At 64.3% G+C, this 24,688-nt stretch carries 22 protein-coding genes and 1 pseudogene; 13 read left to right on the top strand and 10 right to left on the bottom strand.

Annotation, left to right across the window (positions count from 1 at the left end; genetic code table 11):
* Positions 1-35: 35 nt before the first annotated feature.
* Positions 36-539, bottom strand: a complete 504-nt coding sequence (locus tag C476_RS14045; protein WP_008014097.1) for a DUF367 family protein — start codon at positions 537-539, stop codon at positions 36-38.
* Positions 540-625: 86 nt separating this feature from the next.
* On the opposite strand from C476_RS14045, the gene C476_RS14040 reads away from it, so the two are divergent.
* Entirely contained in the window at positions 626-985 is a 360-nt protein-coding gene (locus C476_RS14040; protein WP_008014096.1) for a nuclear transport factor 2 family protein, read from the top strand.
* Between the two features lie 12 nt (positions 986-997).
* Here C476_RS14040 and C476_RS17910 read toward each other — a convergent pair.
* Positions 998-1,808 (bottom strand): annotated as a pseudogene (locus C476_RS17910) (MBL fold metallo-hydrolase); the annotation flags it as partial.
* A gap of 246 nt (positions 1,809-2,054) precedes the next feature.
* Here C476_RS17910 and C476_RS14025 point away from each other — a divergent pair.
* Positions 2,055-3,581: a stage II sporulation protein M gene (locus C476_RS14025; protein ID WP_008014095.1), complete on the top strand. Its 1,527-nt coding sequence runs from the start codon at positions 2,055-2,057 to the stop codon at positions 3,579-3,581.
* 8 nt (positions 3,582-3,589) lie between these two features.
* Here the strand turns inward: C476_RS14025 and C476_RS14020 are convergent, their stop codons facing one another.
* Positions 3,590-4,966, bottom strand: coding sequence for an MFS transporter (locus tag C476_RS14020; RefSeq protein WP_008014094.1), 1,377 nt, complete (start codon positions 4,964-4,966; stop codon positions 3,590-3,592).
* A 121-nt stretch (positions 4,967-5,087) separates the two neighbouring features.
* On the opposite strand from C476_RS14020, the gene C476_RS14015 reads away from it, so the two are divergent.
* Positions 5,088-5,777 (top strand): DUF502 domain-containing protein, encoded by a 690-nt coding sequence (locus tag C476_RS14015; RefSeq protein ID WP_008014093.1) that lies wholly within the window; start codon positions 5,088-5,090, stop codon positions 5,775-5,777.
* Positions 5,778-6,130: 353 nt separating this feature from the next.
* On the opposite strand, the gene C476_RS14010 is transcribed toward C476_RS14015, so the two are convergent.
* The 4 genes from C476_RS14010 to C476_RS13995 all read right to left on the bottom strand — a co-directional run bounded on the left by C476_RS14010 (position 6,131) and on the right by C476_RS13995 (position 10,090).
* Entirely contained in the window at positions 6,131-7,069 is a 939-nt protein-coding gene (locus C476_RS14010; RefSeq protein ID WP_008014091.1) for a branched-chain amino acid transaminase, read from the bottom strand.
* Positions 7,070-7,242: 173 nt separating this feature from the next.
* On the bottom strand, positions 7,243-7,959 hold the full coding sequence (gene ribB, locus C476_RS14005; RefSeq protein WP_008014089.1) for a 3,4-dihydroxy-2-butanone-4-phosphate synthase: 717 nt from the start codon (positions 7,957-7,959) through the stop codon (positions 7,243-7,245).
* Positions 7,956-8,663, bottom strand: coding sequence for a DUF120 domain-containing protein (locus tag C476_RS14000; protein WP_008014088.1), 708 nt, complete (start codon positions 8,661-8,663; stop codon positions 7,956-7,958). Before C476_RS14000 ends, ribB begins: the two co-directional genes overlap by 4 nt.
* Before the next feature lie 227 nt (positions 8,664-8,890).
* Positions 8,891-10,090, bottom strand: coding sequence for an AI-2E family transporter (locus tag C476_RS13995; RefSeq protein WP_008014086.1), 1,200 nt, complete (start codon positions 10,088-10,090; stop codon positions 8,891-8,893).
* Positions 10,091-10,321: 231 nt separating this feature from the next.
* Here C476_RS13995 and C476_RS13990 point away from each other — a divergent pair, with 231 nt between their 5' ends.
* The 8 genes from C476_RS13990 to C476_RS13955 all read left to right on the top strand — a co-directional run bounded on the left by C476_RS13990 (position 10,322) and on the right by C476_RS13955 (position 18,935).
* A complete protein-coding gene (locus C476_RS13990) occupies positions 10,322-11,485 on the top strand; it encodes a glycosyltransferase (protein ID WP_008014084.1) in 1,164 nt (387 codons plus the stop codon).
* Positions 11,482-12,711 carry a glycosyltransferase gene (locus C476_RS13985; RefSeq protein WP_008014083.1) on the top strand — a complete coding sequence of 410 codons (1,230 nt, stop codon included), beginning with the start codon at positions 11,482-11,484 and terminating at the stop codon, positions 12,709-12,711. The genes C476_RS13990 and C476_RS13985 overlap by 4 nt, the downstream gene beginning before the upstream one ends.
* Entirely contained in the window at positions 12,708-13,427 is a 720-nt protein-coding gene (locus C476_RS13980) for a glycosyltransferase (RefSeq protein ID WP_008014080.1), read from the top strand. The genes C476_RS13985 and C476_RS13980 overlap by 4 nt, the downstream gene beginning before the upstream one ends.
* A gap of 16 nt (positions 13,428-13,443) precedes the next feature.
* A complete protein-coding gene (locus C476_RS13975) occupies positions 13,444-14,862 on the top strand; it encodes a sulfatase-like hydrolase/transferase (RefSeq protein ID WP_008014078.1) in 1,419 nt (472 codons plus the stop codon).
* Between the two features lie 46 nt (positions 14,863-14,908).
* Positions 14,909-15,862 (top strand): alkaline phosphatase family protein, encoded by a 954-nt coding sequence (locus tag C476_RS13970; RefSeq protein WP_008014075.1) that lies wholly within the window; start codon positions 14,909-14,911, stop codon positions 15,860-15,862.
* 67 nt (positions 15,863-15,929) lie between these two features.
* Positions 15,930-16,841: a glycosyltransferase family 2 protein gene (locus C476_RS13965; protein WP_160162901.1), complete on the top strand. Its 912-nt coding sequence runs from the start codon at positions 15,930-15,932 to the stop codon at positions 16,839-16,841.
* Entirely contained in the window at positions 16,838-17,971 is a 1,134-nt protein-coding gene (locus C476_RS13960) for a sulfatase-like hydrolase/transferase (protein WP_008014073.1), read from the top strand. Before C476_RS13965 ends, C476_RS13960 begins: the two co-directional genes overlap by 4 nt.
* A gap of 40 nt (positions 17,972-18,011) precedes the next feature.
* Entirely contained in the window at positions 18,012-18,935 is a 924-nt protein-coding gene (locus C476_RS13955) for an alkaline phosphatase family protein (RefSeq protein WP_008014072.1), read from the top strand.
* Positions 18,936-18,960: 25 nt separating this feature from the next.
* Here the strand turns inward: C476_RS13955 and C476_RS13950 are convergent, their stop codons facing one another.
* Complete coding sequence (locus C476_RS13950; protein ID WP_008014071.1) at positions 18,961-19,914, bottom strand: alkaline phosphatase family protein; 954 nt, start codon at positions 19,912-19,914, stop codon at positions 18,961-18,963.
* Positions 19,915-20,222: 308 nt separating this feature from the next.
* Here C476_RS13950 and C476_RS13945 point away from each other — a divergent pair, with 308 nt between their 5' ends.
* A complete protein-coding gene (locus tag C476_RS13945) occupies positions 20,223-21,674 on the top strand; it encodes an oligosaccharide flippase family protein (RefSeq protein ID WP_008014070.1) in 1,452 nt (483 codons plus the stop codon).
* A 46-nt stretch (positions 21,675-21,720) separates the two neighbouring features.
* Here C476_RS13945 and twy1 read toward each other — a convergent pair whose 3' ends face one another.
* Together twy1 and C476_RS13935 are read right to left on the bottom strand one after the other, a co-directional pair.
* Positions 21,721-22,728 (bottom strand): 4-demethylwyosine synthase TYW1, encoded by a 1,008-nt coding sequence (twy1, locus tag C476_RS13940; RefSeq protein WP_008014069.1) that lies wholly within the window; start codon positions 22,726-22,728, stop codon positions 21,721-21,723.
* Positions 22,729-22,975: 247 nt separating this feature from the next.
* Complete coding sequence (locus tag C476_RS13935; RefSeq protein ID WP_008014067.1) at positions 22,976-23,308, bottom strand: hypothetical protein; 333 nt, start codon at positions 23,306-23,308, stop codon at positions 22,976-22,978.
* A 281-nt stretch (positions 23,309-23,589) separates the two neighbouring features.
* Here C476_RS13935 and C476_RS13930 point away from each other — a divergent pair, with 281 nt between their 5' ends.
* Entirely contained in the window at positions 23,590-24,654 is a 1,065-nt protein-coding gene (locus C476_RS13930) for a PstS family phosphate ABC transporter substrate-binding protein (protein ID WP_008014065.1), read from the top strand.
* Positions 24,655-24,688 lie beyond the last annotated feature (34 nt).

Here is a 24,688-nt window from a genome sequence, read left to right as displayed (position 1 = left end):
ACCGTGGCTGGCGGTTCTAGTGGCTGCCCGCTCCGTCACTCCTCGTCGGCCAGATAATCGTCCTGAACCGCGACGACCTCGCTCGAGTCCGCACACTCGCTATACCGGCGCAGCGGTTCTTCGTTGAGCGTCAGGAAGGTCTCGCCCCAGCGGAACGGTTCGAGGATGTCCTCAGCTAACTCCCAGTCACCGAGGATACAGGCCGCGCCGGCGAGCGCTTCGACGGTCGTCAACTGAAACGGGCGGCCGTAGTTGATCGGATTCGCGGCGACGAGAAAGGGGAGTGCCCGATGAATGCCGCGCATCTTGAACGAGGCCGCCTCAGCGGACTCCCACGAGCAGTCGAGGGCGACTAGTGTCCCCAGCCCGTCGTCGGCGTCGGCCGGCGACAGCGCTTGCTCGGCGTGGGGGTTGAGCACGATCCCGTAAGGAACCTGCCCCATCGACCGATAGAGGGTCGCTTTGTCGAACTTCTCGAGGCGACGCGCGGTACACTTATCGGGGTCGTCGTCGCCCTCGTAGTAGACGTGACACTCCACGCAAGGGGATACGAACGGGCGCGAGAAAAGCACACGGTTCGGAATCGGAGTCGTACGCTTTTGTCGATGGCGACGAATGCGGTGATATGGATCCGGAGTCGGACGTGACGGACGCCGCGACGGACGACGGTCACGCTCTCGTCCGTCGGTATTACGACGCGCTCGACGAGCACGACTACGACGCGCTCGAGGAAGTCCTCTCGCCAGCGTTCTCACAGCGCCGTCCCGACCGCACGTTCGAGGACCGCGAGACGTTCGTCGCGTTCATGCGCGAGAAGCGACCGAACCCTGACACCAGCCACGACCTCACGTCGATCATCGTCGGGGACAACCGCGTCGCGGTGCGCGGCCGCGTGGTCGACGACGGGACGACGCTGTTCGAGTTCGCGGACTTCTTCGAACTCGAGGATGGGAAGATCGACCGCCTCGAGACCTATTCGCGGTGATTCTCGCGGTGATCAGGCCGAGAAGTTGTTCGGGCCAAGCTCGAATTCGACCCGGTCTTCTGGCGCAATCGCAGTGACACCGCGGTTGATCTCGATGATCTCCTCGTAGTTCGACGGCTTCTCGCCGGCGTCGGCCATCTGCTCGACGAACGCGTCTTCCGGGAGTCCGAGCAGGTCGATGCCCGTCCGCGCGTCGCGGATCGTCGTCCGGATCGGCTCGCCGGGCGCGCCGTGTTCGAACTTACCATTCGCGGTGACCGTCACGTGTCCCGGGAGGACGACGAGGCTCTCGGGTTCGGTCAGGACCGTCTGGTGGAGCGTCTCGTAGAGCATTCGTGCTCCTTTCTCGCCTTCGTCTTTGCCCGCGGTTTCACCGCTCGCGTCTTCCGAGGCGCTACGCGCCTCGCTCCCCCCGAACTCGAGTCCGTCCGGCCCGTCGAGTCGACGTGGAGCGTGTCGGCGGTCAGCAACGCGCGGTCGTCGACCAGCAGGGTGATACGGTCTGCTGTACCGATTTACCGGTGCAACCGCAGTGCGGGTCGCGGTTGCACCGGAAATGACTGACAGTAGTCCGTATGAGCATCTCGCTCGTGTGGCCCGGCGTATGGAGGACTTTAAGCTCACGCTCGCCAACGGAGAGCACTTTGTTGTGCTCGAGTGGAGTGTACTCGCGTTCGACGTCGCGTTCGCTGGCGTGCTCGCCGAGGTAGTATGGCGCCTCGAGGTCGTCGGCCAGCTGGTGACCGCCGGAGATGTGGTCCGCGTGGACGTGCGTGTCGATCACGCCCGTAATCGTGAGATCGGCTTCCTCGGCTTGCAACTTCGCGAGCAGGTCTGGCGAAATTGTGGTAACAATACACGACTAGACTGCCTCGAGTGACGTAAGCGCCGAATCGTCAATTGCCGGGGTCGACGTCACCACCGGACTGCACCGGTCTCAGTGGCTTCACGGTCGAGCCACACGCCGGTTTGCCGTGGCCCCGAACAGTGGTTGATCGAACCTGCAGACTCACAGCCCGGCGGATCGGCGAGTGTAGTTATTTAACTGATATAAACGCAAAGGGCCAGTATGGCTCTGTCAGATTTCGTTACCGCCGTCGTCGCTGTCCTCCGTCGTCGGCCGTCTGATCTCCTGCCGCTGTACCTCCTCGGCGCTGCGATCCCCGCGATCGTCCGTGTCGTGCCACTGCTCGCGCTCGGCGTTGCCTACCTGCAGCTCTCGGCGACCGGGCGACTCGAGACGATCCGCGCCCACCTGACCGACCTCGGGTCGCCACCGAACCCCAACGCGAATCCAGAGGCGTTCGAGACGTGGGCCAGCGGGCTCGAGCCGCTCGTCGACCTGCTCGTGACGCCGCCGTTGCTCGCACTCGCCGGCGTCTCGGTCGTCGCGAGCGTGCTAGTGTTTGCAGTGCTGTCTGCCGTCGTCGCCGCAGGCCAGCTGTCGGCCTGTTACGGCCGGCTTCGTGGGAGTCGCGGACTCCGAATCGGGCTCGACGGTGCATCCCGGTTCTGGCGTCGGGTTCTCGGACTGTTCGTCCTCGAGTTGCTGTGCTGGGCGATCGTCCTCGGTACCGTCGGCATCGCCACGGCGCTGTTCGCCGGTGGCATCTCGCTCGCGGCCGGTTCGGGGGCCGTCGCCATCCCCATCGTCCTGCTGGGCGCGTTCGTCGCGTTCCTCGGCTTGCTCGTCGTTCGTGCCCTCTTTGCGTTTGCGCCGGTCGCAATCGTCGTCGACGACGCAGGCGTGTTTGCCGCCCTCCGGAACGTCCTCGGATTTGTTCGCACACAGCCGGTGAACGCGGTGTTCTACTACGTGCTTGCGATCGGCGTGCTCGTTGCGCTCTCGACGATCACTGGCCTGTTTTCGCTGGTCGATATCGTTACCGTCGGCTCGCTGCTCTCTGCGCTGATTGCCATGCCGGCGCTGGATCTGTTGAAGACTGCCGTCTACTGTGGCTACCGGGATCGATTGCGACCCCCGGAGCCACCGACGCGATCGCTTCGCGACGGGGTTCGGGCCGGACTCCGTCGCGGCTGGCAGGAACTGATCGGGTTCATCCGGACGCACCCCGGAACCCACCTGTTCGCCGCTGCCCTCGGCATCCTCGGATTCTGGATGGGATGGGCGGCCGCCGGCCCCTTCGTTGGCACGTTCGAGGCCTCGATCGCGGCCCGTCTCGAGGGGGAGTTTCCCCCGACGATGGCAGCAAACCTGTTCGGCAACAACTGGCTGGTCGCACTCACGACAGCCTACGCCGGAGTTGCGTTCACGATCCCGGCGATCGTGTCGTTGCTGTTTAATGGCGTCAGCCTCGGCATTTTCGCCCGGCTCGAGGTCGATCCGCTGGAACTCGCCGCGTTCGTCGTTCCACACGGGCTCCTCGAGATTCCGGCGATCCTCGTCGCCGGCGCGCTAGGGATTTCTGTCGGCGTCACCGTCTGGCAGACGTGGCGGGGGCGTGTCGAGCGGCCCGAACTCGCAGACGCGCTCGAGCGCGCGTTCTGGGTCCTCATCGGGATCGGACTCTTGCTTGCGGTCGCGGCGATCATCGAGGGGTTCGTCAGCCCGTATTACTACCGGCTGTTCCTCTAGTGGGGTGGCTACCGATAGGCTTCGAACTCCTCGCCGAATAGCAGGAAGTACGCGGTACCGGCGAGGCCGATTCCCGTCGCGATAGTGAAGGCGACAACCGGATCGCCGGCGAACACTTGCGCGCCCGTCAGCGGGTTCGAGATGCCGTCCCAGAGCAGGCCACCGAGCGCGGCGCTCGGGATGACGACCACGTTCCGCAGGAGGTAGTACGCGCCGGTCACCCGACCGCCAGCACCCCGTTCGGCGGGGCCGACGATCAGTGCCTTGTGGGCCGGCAAACCCGCAAAGCGAAGCCCCGAGAAGGCAAAGAGGACCGCGAGGACGGCCGGATCGGCGGGTGCGTTGATCAACAGGACCGGAAAGACCGCATAGACCGCAAATCCGAGCGCGACGACTGGCTTTAGCCCGACGCGTTCGGCAGCCTTCGCGACCGGCACCATCGTCAACAGAGCGACGACCATCTCGAGGCCCAGCAAGAGTCCGAAATACGACTGCGGCGAGAGGGCAATCGTGCCAACCACCGGCAGCGACAGTGAGAGGCCAACCTCGAGAAACCGGGTGACGACGATGACGAAAAAGACATAGACCATCCCGTTGGCGAAACGAACCAGCGTATCGCCGATCAGCAGGGGGCGAAGTTCGTCGGGCATCGCACGGAGGTCAGTGAGAAACTGGGAGACACCCTCGAATTCCTTGCCAATGTCATCTTCGTCGGAACGATAGCGGACGTGCTGGATGACCGTCCCAATAATGCCGAAGCCGACGGCAACGAGCAAGAGCAGCTGGAACGCAGCCAGGACTGCACTATCACTCGAGCCGAACGGCGCGAACAGCGCGGCAGCGACCAGCGGGCCGACGAGGAAGGCACTCCGGCGAAACGTCTCGGTACTCGCGAAGCCGGCAGCCAGCTGCGAGGGCGGAACTGCCTGTTTGACGATGGCGAAGGTCGCTCCGAGCCCGAACGATTTCCACGCCTGTGCGAGCAGCAAGCCGAGAAAGATCGCGACGATCGCAAGCGACGTCGGGCCGACGGTAACGTCTGCGAGTACGGGTGCAACGAGCCAGACTCCAAATCCAAGCGTCGAGCAGAAGCCAAAAACCGTCAGGGCGTATCGCGAGCCGAGCCGATCCGAGATTGCGCCGCCTGGATACGGATAGACGGCGCTGATAACGTTCCCGAACGTGCCAAAGAGGCCGATGACGAACACGGATGCCCCCAGCGCCGACATGTACTCGGCCATATAGCGGCCGGTCATCTGGAAGCCGAGACTAAAGGCGAACATCGCCACCGAGAGGACGAGGACGTCCCGCTCGAGCGCGAAAAACTGCCGGAACGCGTCCAACGGATCAGCCCGCCGGTCCGTGGGCTCCTGCTCGAGGCTCATACCCCCTGGTTTGCAGGCCAGTGGCTTGAAACGTCTCCGTCGACCGGAGCCGACCGTCGATGCCGGCAGCGAAATACGACAAAGGGAAGGGCTCATTAGCCAGTAGTGTGAGTTTCAGGACATGGCATCGTGGAAACGGGACTTCGCCAGTGGGCTCGTCGTCCTGGGTCCCATTCTCGTCACGCTCTACGCTATCTATTGGCTTTACGGACTGGCTGCTGGTCTGACACCGGGGCTGATTCTCAGCGCAGATGCGCTCGAGCCGCTCATTTCGGGCTCGAGCGCGCAGGCCGCACAGACGCGTGAGCAGGTGGCCCAGTTCCTCCGCGTGATCGTCGCGCTGACCGTGTTCGTCATTCTGACGTTTTCGGTCGGCTATCTCATGCGGACGACCATCGGCGGGCTGGTCGAACGGCTCGTCGACAACCTGGCGAATCGGGTGCCCGTGATCCGAGTCGTCTACAACGCCTCGAAGATGGCCGCCGAAACGGCCTTCGGGGAACAGGAATCGCTCCAGAAACCGGTCAAGATCGAAACCTGGGAGGGACTACGGATGACGGCGTTCAAGACCGGCAAGGTGACCACCGACGGTCGCGAAGTCCTGTTTCTACCGACCTCGCCGAATATCACGACCGGCTACGTCATCGAAGTCGAACCGGACGAGATTACGGAACTCGACGAGGACGTCGAGGATGCGCTGACGCGTGTGCTCAGTGCCGGCTTCGGTGACGCGAACCACCGCGGCATGGACGCCGGCATCTCGATCGACGTCATCGACGAAGCGAAGACGAGCCGGACCGACGACGACTAAACAACGAAGTTTTGCGCTGCGGGTGCGCCTTCTGGCGCACCCTCGGTAAAATCTTCAAAAGAGCACACGCTCTTTTGGACCTCGCGGGATCTTCGATCCCGCTTAGATTCGATTAAAAGCACTCCTCCTTCCACGCCAGCCGCGCGTTGCGCGGCCTCTCGATCAGTCGTCGGCCCGCTCGCTCCCTGCGGTCGCTCGCGGTGAGTATCGGTAATCGCCTGCCTTCCCCCGAGTCGCGCGGTTCTCGCAACTGCTCGAGCCGCGCTCCCGGCCACCGCGATCACACGTTCGAAGACAAGAGCAGCAATCGACTTATAGCCAGCCCGACACTCAGTTCTATCGCGAGGAATCGATTACTCGAGGTCGACGAATTCGAACCACTCGGCGTACTCGTCTGGGGCTTCCTCGACGATTTCGAAGAACTTCTGCTGGATCTCTTCGGTCACGGGGCCGCGCGAGCCGTCGCCGATGACGACGTTGTCGACCTTCCGGATGGGCGTGACTTCAGCCGCCGAGCCGGTGAAGAACAGTTCGTCGGCGGTGTTGAGTTCGCCACGGGAAATAGAGACGTTGTCGTGGACGGTGTAGCCAAGATCCTCCGCGATCTGAATCACGGAGTCGCGGGTGATACCGTCGAGGATCGACTCCGAGAGGGCGGGCGTGTAGAGTTCACCGTCGCGCACGAGGAAGACGTTCTCGCCGGGGCCTTCGGCGACGTGGCCTTCCTTGTTGAGGACGAGCGCTTCCGCGTAGCCGTTGCGGCGGGCCTCCTCGCCGGCGAGCATACTGTTGACGTAGAGGCCGGTCGTCTTGGCGTTGGTCGGGATCTGACTCGAGGCGTGTTTCCGCCACGAGGAGATCATCACGTCGATGCCGTTCTCGAGGGCGTCCTCGCCGAGGTAGGCACCCCACGGCCAGACCGCGATGGCGGTGCGGGTCGGGCAGTCCTTGGGGCTAACTCCCAGTGAGTTGTAGCCGTAGTAGGCGATCGGGCGGACGTAACAGGAGGGGAGTTCCTGGCGTCGGATGAGTTCTTTCGTCGCCTCAGTGAGTTCCTCCTTCGTAAAGTCGATGTCCATCTCGTAGGGCTTTGCGGAATGGAACAGCCGCTCTAAGTGCTCCTCCCAGCGGAACAGCGCGGGACCCTTTTCGGTGTCATAACAGCGTGCGCCCTCGAAAATGCCCGACCCGTAGTGGAGGCCGTGCGTGAGAACGTGGACCTGCGCCTCGTCCCAGTCGACGAATTCGCCGTCCATCCAAATCGTCTCGACGTCCATCTCGTCGAATCCCATGATTAGAACTGTTGAAAGCCCCCGTACTAAGTGTTCGCGGTTTGCGGCTGTAGGCTGGCGCATACGGACTGCTGTCAGTCAATTCCGGCGCAGCCACGACTCGCCATATGGACGTAGCAAGACCCAGTATAGCAGTCCGTCTAACGGGACGATTCGTCCGATCGGGCGTTATGTCACGCGGCGTTCCCGAGGCGCTCGAGGACGTCTCGGCCCTCGAGGTAGGCGAAGTCGTGGCGCTCGGCGTAGGCGCGAGCGTCGGCGGGGGAGAGTGCTTCGCCGGTGTCGTCGTCGAGCATCTCACAGACGACGACGGCGGGCGAACGATCAGCGGCGTCGGCGAGTGCGAGTCCGAGTTCGGTGTGGCCCTCACGCTGGGCGAGCAGGTCGGGAGCACCTTTTAGTAGGTGAACGTGGCCGGGGACGCGGAACTCGTCGGCGAAATCTGTCGTCTCGGGCGTGGCAGCGGCCTCGCCGAGTGCCTGAATAGTCGTCGATCGGTCCTCGTCGGTGATGCCGGTGTACGTATCGCGGTGGTTGACCGTCAGCGAGAACGACGAGCGGTCGTCGTAGCCGAGTTCGTGGTCGGCCGTCGCGGGGTGATCGACCGCCTCCGAATAGAAGGGGAGGTCGAAGGCCTCTGCGACGTCGTGGCCCAGTGCAACGCAGACAAGCCCGCCCGCGTCGTTGCGCAGCCGGGCGACAGCGTCGGGCGTGACGGCATCAGCGTGATAGATCAAGTCCGTCTCACCCTCCCGATCGGCCGCGTCGTGGACGAGGATCGGCTCACCCGCCCGCAGCGACTCGAGGGCGTGGTCGAACGCGCTCGAAGCGGTACTCGCCCCTGCTGTTGCCCCGTCGGCGTTCGATCGTGGGCCGGCTTGGCCGGTCATTCGCGATCACCCACCGAGACGGTGACGTGATCGCCGTCTTCCAGTCCGAGTTTCTCCCGGAGCTTGTCGGGAGCGATCACCTCGAGTTGGTCGTCGTCGTGGTGGGTGCGTTCGGGCGCGATGGTGTGGGCGGTGTCGTAGACCTCGCCGTCGGCGGTTTCGATCGTCGCGGGATAACAGACGGCGGGACCGTAGGTTCGCTCCTCGGATTCCCAGCCGTCGATGGGGACGGGCTCGAGCGAGGCCATGGCGCTGCGTCGGCGGACGCTGTCCTCACGGAGATCGACGTTCAACGTGCCGGGGAACGGCTCGTAACCCAGGCGCTCCTCGAACTGGCGTTGATATCCCGACAGCGAGATGTAGTGGCGACCCTCGCCCATCCCGCTGGTGACGGTGCCCTCGAGTGCGATCTGTGCGTCCGTCTCGAAGAGACGCCGGTAGTCTTCGTACTCGGCGTGAAGCGCCCGCTCGCCGGTCTCCGTAACCGCGACCCACTGGCCGTCGCTGACGGTATCGCGCTCGAGCAAGTCGGCGCTCTCGAGGCGCTGAAGCCGCCGGGAGGCGGTCTGACTCGACGCGTCGAGTCGATCGGCGAGATGCGAACAGGAAATTTTGACGTCGCCCTCGAGTCCGCCCTCGAGTGCGAGCAGTTTGAGCACGGCGAGTTCGTCGTGCCCGACGGCGGACTCCGCTAGCACTGACATATACGCATCTATACCGTAGCTCCCTAAAAGTATATCGAATGTGGGATGCGTAACGGAATTGTGATAAGGGGCCGAACGGCGACCACGTACGTGGACATCTCGAGGGGAGTAGAAAAAAGCCACCGATCGGTGGGATGGACCAGCATCCGTTCACGTCGCGCAGTACTGGGAACGACAGCGGTGCGGACAGCAGCCCATCTCAGTCGTGGATTTCGCGACGACGGTCCTTATCCCGATCCAATATCGGTTCGGTCGACATCCGACGGCGGGGCCTTCTCGCGGTCGGGGACACTCTCCGTAAACTCGTCGAGCGTGTGCTCGGGTTCGATGGCGACGCGCTCTCGCTCAGGATTGGCCAGGACCGGGAGGATCAGCCGGACGAACGTCACGATAAACAGCATCAGGAACGGCCCCAGGAAGATCCCGTACCAGCCGAACAGCGGCGGACCAAACAGGTACGCGAACATGACTAGTCCGGTGTTGAGCAGTCGCCCGGAGAGGTACGGGCGGATGTACGTTCGGACGAGGTTGTCGAACGCGACGATCATGACCGCGAGGAAGACCAGCGGGACCCAGAGGAGTTGCGGTTCGGTCATTGCTGCCTGCACTGCAAGCGTTCCAGCGATCGTAAAATAGACGATCGACCGGCCAACGAGCGGCACGAGCGTAAAGAGGCCGGTGACGACGGCGAATAGCACTGCTGACGGGATCGCCAGTCCGGCGGGCGCAACGGCGTTAAACAGCGTATAGATGATCGCCGAGAGGATGATGACCGCGAAGATCGTCATCGTGTAGCCGAAGTAGATCGAACTCAGTCCCCGATCGACGGCCGAGAGGTACTCCGTCGCCAGACTCTCCTCGCCGAACACGTTGGATTCGAACCAGGTGGCGATATTGCGGTCGCTGATCAGCAGGAAGAACGCGATCAGCAGCGAGATGAACATGTTGAACAGCACCGCACCGACCGCCCCGATCGCGCCACCGACTGTGCCGACCATGTTCTGGACCGATGGGTCCTGAATCAATACGGCAGTCGTGTCGTACACCTCCGAGGGCGTGTTCGGCAGCTCCGAGAGCTGGACCGGCAACTGTGCGAGAATCCTGTCGACCGGCAGGTCCGCGGCCGCCGTCACCAGTTGCCCGAGCGCGACGAGCAGAATCGCGCCGATCATCACGACGATCGGAACGACGATCAGGAGCAGCGTCAGTGCGGCGACGAGCGTCGGCGAGGCGATCCGCTGCTCGAGTCGTCGAGTGATTGGCCGTGCGACATAGTAGATGAACAGTCCGAAGACGAGCCACGGGAGATACTGGTTGACCACGAGTCCCAGCACGGCCAGCAACACGGCCCCGAGCACCCACCAGCCGAGATGACCATGTGCTGCCAGGATGCGGACGTTCCGAACCGGTGACTTCGTTTCTTCCATGGGAGGAAATACCACATCCACAGTGTTAACGAACGTGCATCTACGAACTGAATGACTCGGAAACAGGCGGTTCGGCGCCGATTCGGTCAATCACGGGCCGATCACAAGAGACGAACGCATCGGTGTATCCACCGGAAACAGAACACCGGAATCGGGGGAGAACGACCACCCCCTGCACAATGCAAGCCGTCGTGCTTTGCCGCGGACCGTTGAGCGTTCAGGCGTACTCGCATGAAGCGGTTCCTCGAGGCGTTGTTCGGGCTGGTCGCACTGACTGGGCTTCCGTATTTGATCTATCTCGGCGTCTACTACCTCCGACGGCCATCGGGGACGCCCGCCGACACGCGGCCGCGAGAGCCGTCGGTGAGCATCGTCCTGCCGACCTACAACGAGGCCGCCATCGTCGAGTCGAAACTCGAGGAGGTAGTCAACCTCGACTACCCCATGGCAAAGGTCGAACTCGTCGTCGTCGACTCGAGCGATGACGGGACGGCCGACCTGGTCGAGACCTTCTTCGCCGGCCGAGACGAACCGCAGCTGACGCTCATCCGCGAAGACGAGCGCCGGGGGCTTGCAGTCGCGCTGAACGAGGCCTACGCGGCTGCGGCAAACGAGGTCGTCATCAAGACCGACTGTGACTCCCGGATCGCACCTGACGCCGTCCGGCGGGCCGTGGCGAACCTCGCCGACCCCGAGGTCACGGGGGTGACCGGCCGCAACGCCGAGGTCATCGGCAACAGCGAAGTCGAGCGGGGCTACCGGGACATCCAGACGATGATTCAGGTGCTCGAGTCCCACATCGACTCGACGCTGATTTTCCACGGGCCGTTCTCGGCGTTCGAACGCGATGCGATCGTCCCGATCGACGAGGACTCGATTGCCGACGACACCGAACTCGCGCTCAAAATCCGGCGCAACGGCGGCCGGGTCGTCTTCGATCCGGCGATCCACTACAAGGAGGCGGCTCACTCGTCCTTTGGCAAGCGCCGCGAGCAGAAAGACCGGCGCGCGATGGGGCTGTTGCGGCTGCTGTGGCGACAGCGTGACACCCTCGGTCGCCACGGAGCCTACGGCCGGGTCGTCCTCCCCTTCAACTGGTGGTTCATGATCGTCTCGCCGTGGCTCGTCGCGGCCGGACTTGCGCTGGCCACGATCGGGTCGCTGGCACTGCTTGGCCCGTTCGGACTGGTGACACCGGCCGGTATCTTCGCGTTCACCGCACTCGGCTCCCGCGACGCGCTCGGCCCGCTCCAGCCGATTTACTCGCTGTTCGACACCCAGATTTCGCTGTTTCGCGCGAGCGTTGCCCTGCTGCGCGCTCGAGCAGACGGCGACGACGAGACCCACGACGGCACGTGGACGCCCGACGAGGAACTCCGGGAGGTGTTACAGTGACCGACGTCGCGATCCTCCACGATCGGTTCCCCGGTATCGGGGGCGGCGAGGAGTTTGCCATCGAGGCCGCACGCGTCCTCGACGCACCGATCTACACGGCCTACGTCGCCGCCGGAACCGACGTTCCCGACGATGTCACCGTGGTCCCGTTCCGGCAGGAAAAATACACCTCGCTGCCGTGGCAGCCGTTTCTCGAGTGGCAAAACGAGGGGATGAATCCCCTCGAGACGCTCAACGTGGCACTCGATATGACCGACGCACATCCGGGGCTTGCAGAGTACGACGTAATTCTCGAGAGCGCGCCGCTGTCGAAGTCCTACGTGCCCGCGGTCGGCCAGCGGATCGTCCATTACCCACACAGTCCGCCGCGATGGCTCTATGACCTCTATCGGGACCGGCTCTCGTCGTTTCGCAAACCGATCGTCGAGGCCGGCGTCAAGGCCTACGCGAAGGGGTGGCGGGCGCTGGACAAGGAAGCCAACGACTACGTCGACCAGTTCGTTGCGAACAGCGAACTGGTTCGGGACCGGATCTGGCGGTACTACGACCGCGACGCGACGGTCGTCTACCCGCCTGTCACCGGTGACTGGCGAAACGACGGCGACGACGGCTACTTCGTCACCTGGTCGCGACTCGCCCCCGAAAAGCGGATCGGCCTGATCGCGAAGGCCTTCGCGGGGTTGGACGAACGGCTCGTGATCGCCGGCGACGGCCAGCAACGCGAACGACTCGAGGCGTTTGCCGCGGAGCACGACAACATCGAGGTCCGGGGCTACGTCGACGATATCGAGTCGCTGGTTGCGCGGGCCACCGCAGTCGTCTACGCGCCGAAACAGGAGGACTTCGGCCTCGTCGGCGCGGAGACGATGATGGCCGGCAAACCCTTACTCGGCGTCGACGAGGGGTTCACGCGGTATCAGGTCCAAGGTGGGCGGACGGGGCTGTGTTTCGAGCCGACCGTCGCGTCGATCCGGAAGACGGTACGGCAGTTTGACCCCGACGACTTCGACCCTGTCGAGATTCGCCAGGCCGCCAGACGCTACGAATACGACCGCTTCGCGGAAGACCTGCGTGCGGTCGTCGCGGAGACGGCGGCTGCTGACCTAGGCCCCAGCACCGACGAACTGGACCGGCTCGGACCGAGCCAGCGACGCCGCCCCACCGAGGCGATCCGCGCCCTCGATGAAAACCGTGACGCGTCGCTCGAGGGGGTGACCGACGAGTGACCGAACCCACAGCCGGCTCGCTGCTGCGCCCGATCGACCATCCGGATCCGGACATCTCCGTGGTCATCCCGACGGTTCCCGCAAACAGTCACGACGCCGTCGTCGAGTCCCTCCGCGAACAGACGGCCGACGCATACGAGGTGCTCGTCGTCGACGATGCGACGCTCGACATCTGCGAGGCGCGAAACGACGGGATCCGCGCTGCCCGCGGCGAACTCGTCGCGCTAACCGACGACGACTGTCTGGCTCCTCGAGACTGGCTCTCGAAGATTCTGGCCGCGTTCGATTGCGATCCGGAACTCGTCTGTCTCGAGGGTGCCGTCTCCGGCGGGCGGACCTACGACGGGGAGCGCCGGTACGTCGGCTGTAACCTCGCGTTCGATCGTGATACGGCGCTTGCCGTCAGCGGCTTTCGCTCGACGTTCGCCGGTTGGCGCGACGACACCGAGTTCGGCTGGCGGATGGAGCGCGACGCCGACGGCCACTGTGCGTATCACGACGAGGTTCGGATGCACCATCCTGACCCGCCGCGGGCGACGCTCGACGAGACGCTCGAGGCCCGCCTGCGCCGGGAGTATCCCGACCGCTACGAGGCGGTGCTGGTCCCTGACACGCTCACGGGGCGGGTAAACGACTGGCTGTGGCGAAAAGGGGTCTGGAACCTCGTCGACACGGTCCGGTATGACCTGCCGAACGCGATTCGATCCAACAGATAACCCTCCATACGAATTCATGACGAACGTTGCACTCATCGTCCTCGATACGCTGCGATACGACGCCTTTGAGGAGCACTTCGACTGGCTGCCCGGCCGGCGATTCGAGTACGCTTGGAGTACGAGCCACTGGACGGTTCCGGCCCATGCATCGCTGTTTACGGGACGGTACGCCAGCGAGGTCGGCATCTACGCTGGCGCACAGACGTTCGACTGTCCCGAACCGCTGCTCGCCGAGCGGCTGCAGGAGGGCGGCTACACGACCCGGGCGTTCAGCGCGAATCCCAACATTTCGCCGGTATTCGACGCCGATCGCGGCTTCGAGCAGTTCGAAAAGAGCTGGCGGCTCAAACACCACGGCGATGACCTCTTCGACTGGGATGGATTTATCGCCCAGACGCGCGACAGCGGCCCCGAGCGGTACGCGCTCGCGCTCAAGAAGGTCCTGCTGGGGGACAACCGAACGCTCCCGTCGCTGAAACACGGCGCGAAGCTGAAACTGCGCGATACCCGATTCGGTCGCCACACCGAGTTCGTCGACGACGGTGCGAGCACGGCGCTCGATCTCGCCCGCGAGACGGCGTTCGGCGACGACGAGTTCCTGTTTATGAACCTGATGGAGGCTCACTCGCCGTACGATCCTCCCTCGGAGTGGAAGACCGCCGACGTCGATATCGAGGGACTGGCCGCCTCACTTGGCGAGCCGAAAGACGACCCCGCTGACATCGAACGGGCCTACGACGACAGCGTCCGCTACCTCTCGTATATGTACGAGCGGCTCTTCGCGGCCCTACGCGACTCCTTCGACCTGATTATCACAGTCAGCGACCACGGCGAACTCCTCGGCGAACACGGCGGCTGGGAACACCTCTCGGGCATCTATCCCGAACTCGTCCGGGTGCCGCTGTCGGTCTACGACGCACGCGACGGGCCCGTCGAGGAGATCACGACCGATAACCGATCGGTGAACCTCATGGACGTCTACGAGACGGTTCTCGCCGGGGCCGGCCTCGAGTCAGCCCTCGCCACTCGAGGCCGCGATCTCACTGCGCTCCCGGCACGCGACGCCGAGACTGCTGGCGAGCGCGACGATGCCGATGCTGCGGGCCACGGCGAGCGCACATCTGGCGGGTTCCGCGAAGGCGAAACCCTCGCCGAGTATCACGGCCTCCCCGACAGACACCTCGACGCCATGCGCCGGAAGGGATTCGAGGACGTTGCGTACCGAACTCGGTGGCTCGAGGGGATCGCGCTCGGCGGGTACTTCGGCTACGAAACGTTCGACGGATTCGCAGAGTGGGGCGACGCGCCCTACGAGGACCCGCCGGCGCGACTGTGCGCTCTCGTCGACTCGCTCGAGCGCCGCGAGGACGTCGAGGAAGACGGCGAACTCGACGACTCGGTGATGCAACAACTCGAGGATCTGGGATACGCATGAGTGGGCATCGAATCCGCATGTCGCACTCGAGGGCGGTGGTCAGCTGATGGGGATCAGCCGATTTATCCGGAACCTGCCCGACCGTGGCGTTCGCCGGTCGCTCGAGGTCGTCTACGAGTGGGTCGGTCGGCATGTGTGGATGGGCGAGTTCGCCGATCGGACCGTCTTCGAGCGCGAGTGGGATGTCCTCGTCCTGCTGGACGCCTGTCGGGTCGACCTGATGGCCGAGGTCGCCACCGAATACGACTGGCTGCCCTCGCCGGCCGACGTCGAGGCGGGGGCGATCGATTCGGTCGCGGGGTCGTCGAAAGAGTGGATGCGCCGGACGTTCACGCCGGCGCATGCGGCGACCCTCGAGCGGACGGCGTACGTGACGGGGAATCCCTTCTCCGCGGCGGTCCTCGGCGACGAGCAGCCGCTCGGACTACTCGACGAAGTGTGGCGGTACGCCTGGGACGACGACGCCGGCACGATCCGGCCCGAACCGATCACCGACCGCGCGATCCGCGTCTGTCGGTCCGGGGAGTTCGACCGCGTCATCGTCCACTACATGCAGCCACACGTCCCGTTTCTCGAGCGGCCGGACCTTCATGCAGGCTATCGCCCGGCACACTGGGGGTCGCCGGGGTCGGTCGTGGATCCGGACGAGGCTGGACTCGACGCCTGGGGCCGGGTGCGACGCGGCGACCTGGACAGCGACGAGGTGTGGGCAGCCTACGCCGACAACCTGCGAATCGGACTGGAATCGGTGGCGACGCTCCGGCGCAACGTCGACGGCACGCTGATCGTGAGTTCCGACCACGGCAACGCGATGGGCGAACTCGGCATCTGGGGCCACCCCGACAAACCCGTCTCGAGCGTCCGGCGGGTGCCATGGATCGAACTCGAGGCCCGCGACGAGAAGACCAGACAGCCGACGCTCGAGGCGGAGGCAGACCGCGATCGCGAGGTCAGCGTCGACGTTCAGGACCGCCTGACGTCGCTTGGATACACGGAGTGAGACTCATGACGAGACAACTCGATCGACAGACGAGAGACGACGCGACCGCGACGGGGGTGAACTCGTCGTGAGCACCCCCAGCACTGCCCTCGGTCTCAAGGTGTTCAACCGCACCGAGAAACTCGAGGCGCTCCTCGAGTCGGTCCCCCCGGACGCCTACGAGACGGTCTACGTCGCCGACGACGGACGGACCGAGGAGCGCGCCTACCTCTACGAGCGATCGTGGCCGTTCGACCTCGAACTGCTCGATCTCCCCTACGATGCGGGACTCGGCGTCGGCCGCAACGCGATCGTTGACGCCCTCTCCGAGGAGTACCTGACGGTCGTCGACAGTGACCACGAGGTGCCGACGAACGTCGATGTCCTCACGCGCCAGCTCGAGGCCCGCCCCGAGTTCGGCGGGATCAGCGGCCTGTTGCTCGAGCACGGACGGATTCAGGGATTGTGTCACGATCTGTTCGCAGAGGGCGACGTGCTCATCCGCGATACGGGCACGAAGACGGCAACACAGGTAGCGGGCTACCCGCTCGTCGAGTTCGACTTCGTGCCGAACGTCGTAACGTTTCGACGGGCATGTCTCGAGGAGCAGGCCTGGGACGAAACCTACGTCATCGGCCGCGAGCACCTCGATTTCTTCGTCGCCCACTGGCAGGCAACCGACTGGCGATTCGGGACCTGTCCCGCCGTGGTCTTTCCACACCATCCCGGCGGCGGCAGCGAGTACGACGCGAACCGGCGAAACCGCGCCAAACTACTGGCGAGCAAGGCGTACTTCCGCGAGAAGTGGGGCTACGAGCAGGTCGTCGCCCGCGAGTTCTGGCTCGGAACGCAGTCCGTCGACAAGCCACTCGCCATCCTCGATAGCGACCTCCCGCTTCCGACGTGGCTCGAGGCGAAAGTGATGGACGCACGAGACGCCCGGCTGCGCATCGAGGCCATGACACCGACACACCTGCTGAGACAGGTGATCCAGCGATGACGAAAGAAACCGACATCACTGCACCGGCAACGACGCTGCTCGTCACCGTCGACTCGTTGCGGGTCGATCACTTCGATGAGATGGAGCGGACGCGAGCGTTCCTCGAGCGGACGCACCCACGGGCATTTTCGACGTCGACGGCGACGTTCGGGAGTTTCCCCGCGATCATCGGCGGTGAGTACGCCGCCGGTAGCGGCCTCGGGGACGGAACGAGCGTCGCCCGCGCGTTCGACCGTCACTGCGTTGGCGTGACGACGAATCACCTTCTCTCGGCCGAATACGGCTACGACGACGGCTTCGACTCGTTTAGCTCCCCGAAAGGTGGTGGCGAGACGCTCAAAGAGAAGGGGGCAGTGGTACTTGATCGCGGGACCCTCGCCTATCGCATCGCGAGCTGGGGTTGGAACCGGTATCAGGCGCTTCGGAGTCGCGTAACCGACATCGAGAAGTCGTTTCGACCGGCAGACGACGTGATCGAGCAGTTCCTCACGGAATGCGAGGGACACGACGCGTGGTTCGGCTGGCTCCACTTCATGGAGCCACATCATCCGTACGATCCGGACAGCGCGAGCGTCAGTCGGGCCGAAGCCCAGCGGGTGACCCGCCGCGTCCTCTCAGGGCGCGGCTCGGCGGCTGATGAAGATCTCGTTCGCGACCTCTACAGACGGGAGGTCGTCGAACTCGACCGGAAACTCGCACGGCTCTGGGAGGGGATTCCCGACGAGACGCGCGTCGTCTTCTGTGCCGACCACGGCGAACTTCTGGGTGAAGACGGCCTGTGGGGCCATCCCGGCGAGATGCGGCCGGAGCTGTTACGCGTCCCCTTCGGCACGCGAAACGCGCCCGACCTCGGCGATGTCGTCTCGCTCGTCGACGTCCCGACGGTCCTCTCTGGGCGAGAACACGGCGTCGGCACGCTCGAGCGCGAAGTCGCCTTCGCTGCCTACGGCGAGCACAAGGCGGCGATGAACAACGAACACCTCGCGACGAACGAGGGGACCCTTGGGCTCTCGGACGGCGACCCGGCGACCGATCCCGCACTCGAACGACAGCTCGAGCGGTTCGATCCCGAGTACGTGGTCAAAGAGGACGCGCTGCAGGAGGATCTGGAGGATCTCGGATACGCATGATCGGAGAGTTGCGGCCCACGACTGACGGAGGGAGCGACGGATGACGGTGATCGTCCTCGCACTGGACGCGCTCGATGCCGGACTGGTCGAGCACTTCGATCTCGATGCGTTTCGGCTCGCCTCGAGTGGCGACCTCGGGACGTTCGCGCACACACAGGAGCTGCCGTACACGCCGGAGGTGTGGGCGACGGTCGCGACCGGTCTGCATCCCGAGGAGCACGGCATCACTGGCGGCGGGACGAGCGAGTGGGACAACCCCGTCCTCGAGGGACTCTCGCGCATCTCCGGGCGGCTCGACGAGTCGACGCGTGGCACGCTCGGGAAGGTCGTCCGGTCGCAAACGGGCGAGCGCGAACGGATCGGCCGCACGGATGCCGCATCGATCTTCGATGCCGAGGGCGCAGTCGTCCACAACTGGCCCGGCGTCGCCGATGGCCAGCCACTTCAGCGGGCGTGGGACCTGATGAACGCCGTTGCCGAAGGGCTGTCTCGCAGCGAGTTCGAGCGCGAACTGTTCGGTCAGTGTGCCCAGCAGTTCGCCTGGGCGCGCGAGATGCTCCGCCATCCCGTCTCGATCGCTGGCGTCCACGTCCACGCCCTCGACGCCGCCGGCCATGCCTACGCCGACGACGAGGACGCGCTTCGACACGCCTACGCCCGCGTCGGCGAGTTCGTCGAGGAGACCGTCGACGCACTCGAGGACGGCGACGACCTCCTGCTCCTTAGCGACCACGGCATGCGCACTGACTTCTACCCGCCTGACGCCGGCAAGAATCCCGCGACACACTCCTGGCGGGCGTACGCGAGTGCAACGACCGACACCCGTCCTGAGTCGGTGTTCGACGTCAGAGACTGGGTCGATGCACACGTCAGCGACACGCGCGTCGAACGCGAGAACGACGAGGGCGGGGAGGCCATCGACGTCCCTGAGGACCATCTGCGCGAACTCGGCTATCTCGAGTGAGCGGCGACGGGCAATTGCTCGTCAGTCACTCGAGGTAGCCCAGATCCCGAAGCTGTTCTTCCGTCGTGTCCATCACTGCCGGCTGTCGCTCGGCTCGTCTGTCGTCGCTGTCGGCAACGTGTTCGTCGACCCAGTCGCGAACGTCGAACACGCTTTCTGGCAGGTCGTCGGCGAGCGTCGTCGATGCGAGCGCCCGCCAGCTGTGAAAGCCAGGTTTGGAATCGCCGTCGATCCACGCGACTTGCATGCCGTGATCCGACAGCACCAGCAGGTCGTCGACGTGTTCGCGGACGGATCCGAGCAGGCGATCGACCCGTTCGTACACCGCCCGCAGGCGGTCCGGATGCGTCGCGAAGGCATGGCCAGCGGCGTCGAGGGCGTGCATGTGGACCCCGGCGACGGCGACATCCGTCTGTCCCATCCCCTGCAGCCAGCCGGCCTCGAGTCCGGCGTTCCCGTACAGCCGCCGCCAGAGGTCGTCGTCGGAGATGGCACCGCGCGAGGCGAGGTTGAGCCAGTGCCAGGTTTCGCTCAAGTGCTCACCGGGAGTGACGCCGGGCCACCAGCGGACGACGCGACCTGCTGGCTCGAAGAGATGCGAGTGGTCGGTCTGTCGGAGCGTCATCCCGACGCCGTCAGTTCCACCGCCGTCTTCGGTCGCACCGCCGCCGTCGCCACGCAGCCACGTGCCGATCCTGACGCGTGCCGCCTTTGGCAGGAGATACGGAGCCACCGCGCTCGCGTACTCGAGGATCGGATTGCGCCACTGCTGTTGCTCGCCGGTCGAGGCGAGGCCATGGCTCGGCGGCTCGACGCCCGTCGCGACCGACGTCCAGACCTCGAGCGTGTTCGGGTTCGCGCCGGAATGGGCAAACGTCTCGAGTTCCCCGTGGGTCTCGAGCAGCATGTTCTCACATCCCCACGCGCGGGCGAGGTCGTAGTCGGCGGCGTCGAGGGCGATAATCCCCAGCGTCGTCATGCAGAGACACACCACGACTAGCCCCTTCAACATCCGGGCAGCGTCTCTCTCGATGTCGCTGACGGGGAAGGCCGGAGATCGAACCCCCGCTATCGATTCGACGGTCGGAGCAGGCGGTACACTGATACGCCCGGATAATGAGTGTGACCGCACGCAACGACGCCGCTGCTAGCCATGATGCCGAGTCCCCTCCCGTATCGGGTACGTCGATCGAACGCGATCGCTCGAGCAATAGCTGGGATGGCCAGCTCCGTCGGCCACACGAGTCGCGCTAGAATCGTCGGTCTGTCGTCTTCGGCCCGAAACGAATGACGGATGCGACGTCGGTCAGCCTGGGCGGCGAGACGGTGAAGGCGACGGCCGCGAAGTTCACGATGGCTGCGATCGGCTTCGCTGGCACCATCGTCTTCGCGCGGGTGCTCGGGCCGGCCGGGTTCGGCGGGTTCTATCTACTCTTCTCGCTGGTCAAACTCGGCGATCGGGCGGTCAACGGCTGGGGGACGGCGATCATGAAGCGATTCTCGGAAGCCGGGGCTCCCGAGCGTGAGCTGATCGGCGGCCAACTGGTGTTTACACTCGGCTGGCTGGGGCTCATGGGTGCTGTCAGCGTCCTCGCTTCGCAGTGGCTCGTGTCCTATACGGGACTCGCCGCGGCACCGGTGTTGTTCGTCGTCCTGATGAGTGCTGTTACGCTCTATGAGCCGACCGACCGCGTCGTCCAGGCGCGGGGCCTCGTCGGTGCCTCGATGTGGGTCGACACCTTCCGGTCGCTGTTGACGTTCCCGCTCCAGCTTGCACTCGTCCTCCTCGGATTCGGTGCTGCCGGCATGGCCTATGGGCTGGCTGCGGCGACGTTCCTCTCGCTGCCGGTTCTCTGGTATTTCGTGCGGACGAAACCGATGATGCCTTCCCACGACACCATCGGAAGTCTCTGGTCGTACGCGAAATACAGCATTCCGAACTCGTTTCTGGGACAGACCTACGACCGGTTCGACATCCTTCTGCTCGGCTATCTCCTCGCACCAGCGGCGGCCGGCCAGTACGAAGTCGCGCTGAAGCTCACTGTCCCGGCAACGTTCGTGATGATGGCCGCTCAGAGCGTGCTGATGGCTCGCGTCAGTCGACTCCACAGCCAGGGCAAGGACGTCAGCGATGACGTCTCGAACACGCTCGCGTTCGCGAGCATCGTCTCGATTCCGATGTTCTTTGGCGCTGTCGCGATGCCCGAACTACTCGTCGTGACCGCGTTCGGGTCCGAGTACGCCGACGCCGCCGCGCTGCTGGTCGGGCTCGCGTTGTTCCAAATCGTGAGCACACAAAGTGGCCCACTCACGAGCGCGATCGGCGGGATCGACCGGCCGGACGTCAACACGTGGATTTCGTCGACGACGCTTGCGCTGAACATCGTCCTTGGCGTCGCACTGACACTTGCATACGGGGCGATCGGGGTCGTGATCGCGACAGTCGTCGCCGAGACGCTGCGGTATCTCCTCTCCGCATACGTCGTCAGCCGGGAACTGCCGGCTGTCGAATTGATCCCCCGGACACTGCTCGAGCAGGTCGCCGCCGCGGTGTTGATGTTCGTGCTGGTGCGGCCGCTCATCGACATCGTCACTGTCGATCGATGGTATCAGCTCCTCGCCGTCGTCGGGTTCGGTGCGGCGGTATACTCAGTGGCATTGTTCGCCATCAGCCGCAAACTCCGCGTGACGATCGAGGGTGTCGTTCGGGAGTCCCGACTCGATATATCTAGTAACTGATCTGCTTTGGCTCGCGTCTCGCCGCAGCTGGTATGTCGTCGTTGGATCACTCGCCGGTCACGGGGTCCCGATTCCAGAACTCGCTGTCCTTCTTCAGTTTTGGCACCCACGTATCGCTCGTCTTCGAGAGCAACGCGACGCGGGAGGCCGGGACGCCCATGACCTCGTCGAACTCGGGCATGTGTTCAGCCACTGATTCCGTGAACTCGACAACGTCCTCGTGGTCGGGCATCGACGAGCGGTCGAGGCGGCCCCGCGAGTGACCGACGTGCATGTACGCCTTCAGTTCGATGAAGTCGGGATCGGCCTGCTGGTAGAAGCCGGCATACCAGTCGGGGTGGTGCATGTTCTCGCCGTCGACCAGCGTCGTCCGGATGACGGTGCGGGTCTCGTCCTTGTCGGCGAGGACGGCCATCGTCTCGAGCAACTTCTCCCAGGCGTCGTCTTCCATCGCGCCGACGACCTGGTCGAAGGTGTGGCGCTCGGGAGCGTCGACGCTGACGTACAACTGGGTAGGATCGCACTCGGCGAGCACCTCGGGGCGGGTGCCATTGGAAACGAGGAACGTCGTGATGTCCCGATCGTGGAAAGCCTCGATGAGTTCGGGCAGATAGGGATACAGCGTCGGCTCGCCGTCGAGGCTGATGGCGACGTGGCGCGGTTCCATCGCCTGATCGAAGACCTCGCGTGGGACTTCCTCGTTACCGCCGAAGCCAGAGAGCAGTTTCTTCTGGAGTTTGATCGAGGCGTCGACCACCGCCTCGGGGTCGTCCCACTCGACGTCGTCCAGCTCGTAGGCGTGGCCGTTGTGGTCGCGCCAGCAGAAGACACAGCGCTCGTTACACCGGACGACCGGCGTCATCTGGATACAGCGGTGTGATTCGATGCCATAGAAAATGTTCTTGTAACACTTGCCTTCGCCACGAAGGGCGTTAGCCGTCCAGCCGCAGGTCTGGGCGGCCGTGTGGTTCTCGCTGTGGTAGTCCGGACTCGAGACCTGTGCCGGTCCGCCATCGTCGTCGGCGTCGGTCCCGGAAGGTGCGGAATCGCTCATGTTAGCGGCCGTTGGACCGGGGCGGGCAAAAGACGTGTGGGGTGCCGAGCGATCGGTCGGCCAGACGGACTCCGCATACTACCGGACAAACGTCAGTGAATACTCGATCGCGTCCCGACGACTGTGCGATCAGTGTGTAAACCGTTTCATACGGTCTGCTGTCCCGATGGGTCCGCAGTGCGGGTTGCGGTTGCACCGGCACTCACTGACAGGAGTCCGTTTCAGTTGGTACGCTAAATAGCCCGTCTCACTCGTCGCGACTGTTATCGCTCGAGGAGTCGTCAGGGCCGTCCGGCAACGAGAACGGATCGGCGGGTTCGTCACCGTATGTCGCGTCGTCGCGCTCGAACAGGTACAGCGCCGGCCCCCCAACGACCATCACGAGCAGGCCAGGGATCGGCACGGCAAGTGGTGCGAGATAGAGTCCCAGCGCACTGCCCCAGGCGACGATCACGACGCTTGCCCAGAGTATGGGCCTCGAGACTTCGTTTCGTGTCGCGTCCCGATAGACGACGGCGGCACAGCCGAAGATAGCCGCGACTCCCACCAGCGCGACTGCGATTCCCTGCAGCGAAACCATACAGTGAGTTAGACCGGGGACTGTAAGTGAGTGTCGCGATTCGCCGACAAAGCCACGATTCGCGCATGCTCGAGTGTGTAAATACGGGCTTCTGTCAGTCAGTTCCAGTACACCCGCACGACGGTCGCAGTTGCACCAGTACGCAGTGACAGGAGATCAGATGAGCCAATCACCGGTAGTGCTCTATAGAACTATATAGGTATTAGAGAACTATGTGGCAACTGATCCATATATATGGCTCATAGCATCCTATTTTTATAGTCTCCCGAATTCCTCACGTGATGGCAGACAACCAGTTCGGGCGCTCTGCTGACGGGGTATCGCGACGGAAGTTCATCGCTGCGACCGGCGCTCTCGGATCGATGGCAGCCGCCGGCTGTCTCGGGAACGCAAGCGAGGGTAGCAGCGAGGGCTCACTGTCGGCTGACGGGTCCTCGACCGTCTATCCGATCACCAGCAAGGCCGGATCGCTGTGGAATTCGAACCCGCCGGCCGACGACGAGGAGTACTGGGGCCCGGGTCAGTACGATATCGACTCCGACGAGAACCTCGCGGACTACTGGGCCGGTCTCTACGGCTTCGAGGCGAACGACAGCGGCAAGCCACCGTTCGAGACGTCGATCGGACTGAACCACACTGGCGTCGGGCTGCAGAAACTCGAGGAGGGACAGGTCGACATCGGCGACGCGAGCGCGCCCGTCTCGGCGGAGTTCCCCGACCGAAGTGAGAGCGAGCTCGAGCCGTTCGTCGACCACGTCGTTGCCGTTGACGCCCAGCCGCTCATGGTGAGCAAAGCTGTTCAGGACGACGGCCTCGACAAGATCACGCTCGAAGAGGTCCAGGGCATCTACCAGGGCGAGATCTCTGACTGGACCGAGGTCGAAGCCTACGACGGGCCGTCGAAGGAAATTCAGGTCATCGGTCGCGCCGAGGGCTCCGGGACGGACACGTCGTTCCGGAACAACGTCCTCGGCGATCCCGACGCCGAGATGGAAGTCGACTCGCGCAAGGGCGAGAACCAGCAGGTCCAGACGACCCTCGAGCAGTCGGACAACGCCATCGCCTACGCGGGCCTCGCGTTCGTCTCGGACCAGGCGCCGATGGTCAACCTCGTGATCGACGGCACGGAGTACACGCGAGAGAAGATGGCCGATCCCGAGTATCCGCTCGCTCGAGACCTGCACTGCTACACGTGGGAGGACACGTCCGAGAAGGAAGCCGCGTTCATCCGCATGATCCTGCATCCGTATGGACAGCAGCAGTTCGTCGAACCGGCAGACTATCTCCCGTTGACGGACGAACGTCGCGAGGAGGAACTGAGCAAACTTCCCGAGCCGAGTAACTAACCAGCGCAGGCGGACGATCGCTCATGCAACCATC

Source organism: Natrinema limicola JCM 13563 (assembly GCF_000337475.1).
Lineage (GTDB): Archaea > Halobacteriota > Halobacteria > Halobacteriales > Natrialbaceae > Natrinema > Natrinema limicola.
The sequence above is the reverse complement of the archived record's forward strand: the minus strand, read 5'-3'. Positions and strand labels throughout refer to the sequence as shown.

Bases quoted from the DNA above. Each gene is read 5' to 3' on its own strand.
- ribB (WP_008014089.1), bottom strand. From the start codon at position 7,959: ATGACCGGCCAAGCCGGCCCACGATCGAACGCCGACGGGGCAACAGCA.
- C476_RS13945 (WP_008014070.1), top strand. From the start codon at position 20,223: ATGACGGATGCGACGTCGGTCAGCCTGGGCGGCGAGACGGTGAAGGCG.
- C476_RS13960 (WP_008014073.1), top strand. From the start codon at position 16,838: ATGACGAAAGAAACCGACATCACTGCACCGGCAACGACGCTGCTCGTC.
- C476_RS13975 (WP_008014078.1), top strand. From the start codon at position 13,444: ATGACGAACGTTGCACTCATCGTCCTCGATACGCTGCGATACGACGCC.
- twy1 (WP_008014069.1), bottom strand. From the start codon at position 22,728: ATGAGCGATTCCGCACCTTCCGGGACCGACGCCGACGACGATGGCGGA.
- C476_RS13935 (WP_008014067.1), bottom strand. From the start codon at position 23,308: ATGGTTTCGCTGCAGGGAATCGCAGTCGCGCTGGTGGGAGTCGCGGCT.
- C476_RS14010 (WP_008014091.1), bottom strand. From the start codon at position 7,069: ATGGGATTCGACGAGATGGACGTCGAGACGATTTGGATGGACGGCGAA.
- C476_RS13990 (WP_008014084.1), top strand. From the start codon at position 10,322: ATGAAGCGGTTCCTCGAGGCGTTGTTCGGGCTGGTCGCACTGACTGGG.
- C476_RS13950 (WP_008014071.1), bottom strand. From the start codon at position 19,914: ATGACGACGCTGGGGATTATCGCCCTCGACGCCGCCGACTACGACCTC.
- C476_RS14000 (WP_008014088.1), bottom strand. From the start codon at position 8,663: ATGTCAGTGCTAGCGGAGTCCGCCGTCGGGCACGACGAACTCGCCGTG.
- C476_RS13955 (WP_008014072.1), top strand. From the start codon at position 18,012: ATGACGGTGATCGTCCTCGCACTGGACGCGCTCGATGCCGGACTGGTC.
- C476_RS14015 (WP_008014093.1), top strand. From the start codon at position 5,088: ATGGCATCGTGGAAACGGGACTTCGCCAGTGGGCTCGTCGTCCTGGGT.
- C476_RS14020 (WP_008014094.1), bottom strand. From the start codon at position 4,966: ATGAGCCTCGAGCAGGAGCCCACGGACCGGCGGGCTGATCCGTTGGAC.
- C476_RS14025 (WP_008014095.1), top strand. From the start codon at position 2,055: ATGGCTCTGTCAGATTTCGTTACCGCCGTCGTCGCTGTCCTCCGTCGT.
- C476_RS14040 (WP_008014096.1), top strand. From the start codon at position 626: ATGGATCCGGAGTCGGACGTGACGGACGCCGCGACGGACGACGGTCAC.
- C476_RS13930 (WP_008014065.1), top strand. From the start codon at position 23,590: ATGGCAGACAACCAGTTCGGGCGCTCTGCTGACGGGGTATCGCGACGG.
- C476_RS13970 (WP_008014075.1), top strand. From the start codon at position 14,909: ATGGGGATCAGCCGATTTATCCGGAACCTGCCCGACCGTGGCGTTCGC.
- C476_RS13995 (WP_008014086.1), bottom strand. From the start codon at position 10,090: ATGGAAGAAACGAAGTCACCGGTTCGGAACGTCCGCATCCTGGCAGCA.